The organism is Herbaspirillum sp. NPDC087042 (genome assembly GCF_044745245.1).
Taxonomy (GTDB): domain Bacteria; phylum Pseudomonadota; class Gammaproteobacteria; order Burkholderiales; family Burkholderiaceae_D; genus Herbaspirillum.
In genome coordinates this window covers 1-4,308 of record NZ_JBIUZW010000039.1, presented here as the reverse complement: position 1 = coordinate 4,308, position 4,308 = coordinate 1, and the positions used below count along the sequence as shown (strand labels likewise).

3 protein-coding genes and 2 pseudogenes are annotated in these 4,308 nt (G+C 59.5%); all 5 read right to left on the bottom strand.

Features of this window, described 5'->3' with window-relative positions:
* Positions 1-759, bottom strand: a pseudogene (locus ACIPHN_RS25680) (F0F1 ATP synthase subunit beta); the annotation flags it as partial.
* 57 nt (positions 760-816) lie between these two features.
* A pseudogene (gene atpG / locus ACIPHN_RS25675) lies at positions 817-1,689 on the bottom strand (F0F1 ATP synthase subunit gamma).
* A gap of 30 nt (positions 1,690-1,719) precedes the next feature.
* Positions 1,720-3,261 (bottom strand): F0F1 ATP synthase subunit alpha, encoded by a 1,542-nt coding sequence (gene atpA, locus ACIPHN_RS25670; protein WP_400441987.1) that lies wholly within the window; start codon positions 3,259-3,261, stop codon positions 1,720-1,722.
* A gap of 45 nt (positions 3,262-3,306) precedes the next feature.
* Positions 3,307-3,840 (bottom strand): F0F1 ATP synthase subunit delta, encoded by a 534-nt coding sequence (locus ACIPHN_RS25665; RefSeq protein WP_400441984.1) that lies wholly within the window; start codon positions 3,838-3,840, stop codon positions 3,307-3,309.
* 1 nt (position 3,841) lies between these two features.
* The coding region (locus tag ACIPHN_RS25660; protein ID WP_400441981.1) for a F0F1 ATP synthase subunit B at positions 3,842-4,308 on the bottom strand (467 nt) is incomplete at its 5' end.

The window sequence follows — 4,308 nt, the reverse complement described above, 5'->3', positions numbered from 1 at the left end:
GTAACGGTAGATGTTGTCGACGAAGAACAGAACGTCCTTGCCTTCATCACGGAAGCCTTCAGCGATGGTCAGGCCGGTCAGCGCCACGCGCAGACGGTTGCCCGGCGGTTCGTTCATCTGACCGTAGACCATGGCAACCTTGGAGTTGGCCGGGTTTTCCAGGTCAACCACCTTGGCTTCTGCCATTTCGTGGTAGAAGTCGTTACCTTCACGGGTACGCTCACCAACACCGGCGAACACGGACAGACCGCTGTGCGCCTTGGCGATGTTGTTGATCAGTTCCATCATGTTCACGGTCTTGCCCACACCGGCGCCACCGAACAGACCAACCTTACCACCCTTGGCGAACGGGCAGACCAGGTCAATCACCTTGATGCCGGTTTCCAGCAGCTCTTGCGACGGCGACAGTTCGTCGTACGCGGGAGCCTTGCGGTGGATCGAAGCGGTTTGCTCGTGCGAGACCGGACCGCATTCGTCGATCGGGTTACCCAGCACGTCCATGATGCGGCCCAGGGTCGCGGTGCCAACCGGCACCGTGATTGCCTTGCCGGTGTTCGAGATGGTCAGGCCGCGGCGCAGACCGTCCGACGAACCGAGCGCAATGGTACGAACCACGCCGTCACCCAGCTGTTGCTGGACTTCCAGGGTCAGATCCGAACCTTCCAATTTCAAGGCATCGTAAACCTTGGGCATCGCGTCGCGCGGAAACTCCACGTCCACCACAGCGCCGATACACTGAACGATTTTGCCATCAGCCATTTTCGTTCCTTCAATAGATAAAATTTAAATTCTGTTTCGCTGCGCTACGCCAGCTGATCAACCAACGGCGGCCGCTCCGGCGACGATTTCCGACAGTTCCTTGGTAATCGCGGCCTGACGAGTCTTGTTGTAGACCAACTTCAACTCGCCGATCACGCTACCAGCGTTGTCGCTCGCTGCCTTCATCGCCACCATGCGCGCCGATTGCTCGGAAGCCATGTTCTCGGCGACGGCCTGATAGATCAGCGCTTCAACGTAACGCACCAGCAGTTCGTCCACCACGGATTGCACATCGGGTTCGTAGATGTAGTCCCAGGAGTGCGCACCCTCGTCAGCCTTGAGCTTGTCGCTGGTCAGCGGCAGCAGCTGTTGCAGGGTGGCTTACTGCTTCATCGGGTTGATGAACTTGGTGTACACCAGGTACACCGCGTCCAGCTTGCCTTCCTGGTAAGCGTCGAGCAGCACCTTGACGGGGCCGATCAGCTTTTCCAGGTGAGGCGTATCACCCAATTGCGTCACGTTGGCGGCCACGCGGGCGCCGACACGATTCAGAAAACCCAGACCCTTGTTGCCAATGGCGACGGATTCAAATGCCTTGCCCTGGCCTTCCAGTTCACGGAACTTGGTCGTCAACAGACGCAGCGAGTTGGTGTTCATGCCGCCGCACAGACCCTTGTCGGTCGTGACGACGATGAAACCAACGCGCTTGGCCGTATCCTGCTGGACCATGAACGGGTGCACGTACTCCGGATTGGCCTGCGACAGGTTGGCCGCAATGTTGCGGATCTTGTCGCTGTACGGGCGGGCTGCGTGCATCCGGTCCTGCGCCTTGCGCATTTTGGATGCCGCGACCATTTCCATCGCCTTGGTGATCTTCTTCGTATTTTCTACGCTCTTGATCTTGCCACGTATCTCTTTACCTGTAGCCATGAGTAAGACTCCTTATAGCTTCAGTAAAAATTAGTACGCGCCGGATTTCTTGAAGTCAGCGATGGCGGCCGCCAGGGCTGCTTCAGCATCCTTATCCAGTTGCTTGGTGTCTTCGATCTTCTTCAGCAGGTCAGCGTGGCTGGTCTTCACGAAGTTGTGCAGACCGGCTTCGAAGGCCAGGATCTTCTTCACTTCGACATCATCCATGTAGCCCTTGTTGACGGCGAACAGGGTGACAGCCATGATCGAGATCGATTGCGGGGTGTACTGAGCCTGCTTGAGCAGTTCGGTCACGCGCGCGCCACGATCGAGCTGCTTGCGGGTCGCTTCGTCCAGGTCGGAAGCAAACTGCGCGAAGGCAGCCAGTTCACGGTACTGCGCCAGGTCGGTACGGATACCGCCGGACAGATTCTTGATGACCTTGGTCTGGGCAGCGCCACCGACGCGCGACACCGAGATACCGGCGTTGATCGCGGGACGGATACCAGCGTTGAACAGCGAGGTTTCCAGGAAGATCTGGCCGTCGGTGATCGAGATCACGTTGGTCGGAACGAAGGCGGAAACGTCACCAGCCTGGGTTTCGATGATCGGCAGTGCGGTCAGGGAACCGGTCTGGCCCTTGACTTCGCCGTTGGTGAACTTCTCGACGTAGTCGGCGTTCACGCGGGCTGCACGTTCCAGCAGGCGGCTGTGCAGGTAGAACACGTCGCCAGGATAGGCTTCACGGCCCGGCGGACGGCGCAGCAGCAGCGAGACCTGACGGTAGGCCACGGCTTGCTTGGACAGGTCGTCATAGACGATCAGGGCATCTTGACCGCGATCGCGGAAGTATTCGCCCATGGCGCAACCCGAGTAGGCCGACACGTATTGCATCGCTGCCGATTCGGAGGCGGTCGCGGCCACGACGATGGTGTATTCCATCGCGCCGTGTGCTTCCAGTGCGCGCACCACGTTCTTGACCGACGAAGCCTTCTGGCCGATCGCGACGTAGATGCAGGTCATGTTCTGACCCTTTTGATTGATGATGGCGTCGATCGCAACAGCGGTCTTGCCGGTCTGACGGTCGCCAATGATCAGCTCGCGCTGGCCACGGCCGACGGGGACCATGGAGTCGATCGACTTCAGGCCGGTCTGCATCGGTTGCGACACGGACTGACGCGCGATCACGCCCGGAGCGATCTTTTCGATCGGGGCGGTCAGCTTGGCGTTGATCGGACCCTTGCCGTCGATCGGCTGGCCCAGTGCGTTGACCACACGGCCCTTCAGTTCAGGACCGATAGGCACTTCCAGGATGCGGCCGGTGCACTTGACCACGTCGCCTTCGGAAATGTGTTCGTATTCGCCCAGGATAACGGCGCCCACCGAGTCACGCTCCAGGTTCAGCGCCAGGCCGAAGGTGTTGCCCGGGAATTCCAGCATCTCACCTTGCATCACGTCGGACAGACCATGGATACGGCAGATACCGTCGGACACGGAAATCACCGTGCCCTGATTGCGAATCTCAGCGGTATCGCCAAGGCCTTGGATCCGGCTCTTGATCAGCTCGCTGATTTCAGATGCGTTGAGTTGCATACTAACTCCTAAAAATTGTTCTTTCGCTTAGCCAGGCTGAGGCACTTACGCGGCCAGAGCAGCTTGCAGCTGCTGCAGCTTCGCGCGCACGGAGGTATCGAACACTTCGTCGCCGACCACAACACGCACACCGCCGATCAGGCTGCTGTCGACCGTCACGGAGGGGTTCAGCTTGCGGCCGAACTTCTTCTCCAGTGCCGAGACCACATCCTTGACCTGGGCATCGCTGAGCTCGAAGGCACTGACGATATTGGCATCAGCCGAACCTTCCGACGCGTTCTTGAGGGCGTGGAATTGTTCGGCGATTTCCGGCAACAGCACCAGACGGCCATTGTCGACCAGTGTCTTGACGAAATTCTGCGCCTCGACGGACAGCGGGGTCTTCACGGCGGCGGCAAACACGTCTGCCAGCTTGTCGTGCGATACGGAAGGGTTGTGCGCCAGTGCTTGCACATCAGGATGCGCCGCCACCTGGGCCATCTCGGTAACGAGATCGGACCAGGCTGCCAGGCTGCCTGCCTTGGCCACACGGAACAAGGCTTCGGCGTAAGGACGAGCGATCGTTGCAAGTTCGGCCATATTACAGCTCTGTCTTCAGTTGATTCAGCAAGTCGGCGTGGGCCGTTGCGTTCACTTCGCGCTTGAGGATCTGTTCCGCGCCCTTGACGGCGAGCGTTGCGACCTGGCCGCGCAGTTCTTCACGCGCCTGGTTCACTTGCTGTTGGGCATCGGCACGGGCGTTGGCGATGATGCGAGCTGCCTCGTCGGCGGCCGTCTTCTTCGCTTCTTCGATGATCAGCTGAGCGCGCTTCTCGGCGTCGCCGATACGCTTCTGGCCTTCATCGCGAGCCGTTGCCAGTTCGCCCTGGATGCGCTTTTCGGCGGCGGCCAGATCGGCCTTACCGCGATCGGCGGCTGCCAGGCCGTCCGCAATCTTCTTGGCGCGTTCGTCGAGCGCCTTGATCAACGGCGGCCACACGAATTTCATCGTGAAGCCGGCGAGGATGAAGAAGACCACGAACTGCGCAATCAATGTTGCATTTAAGT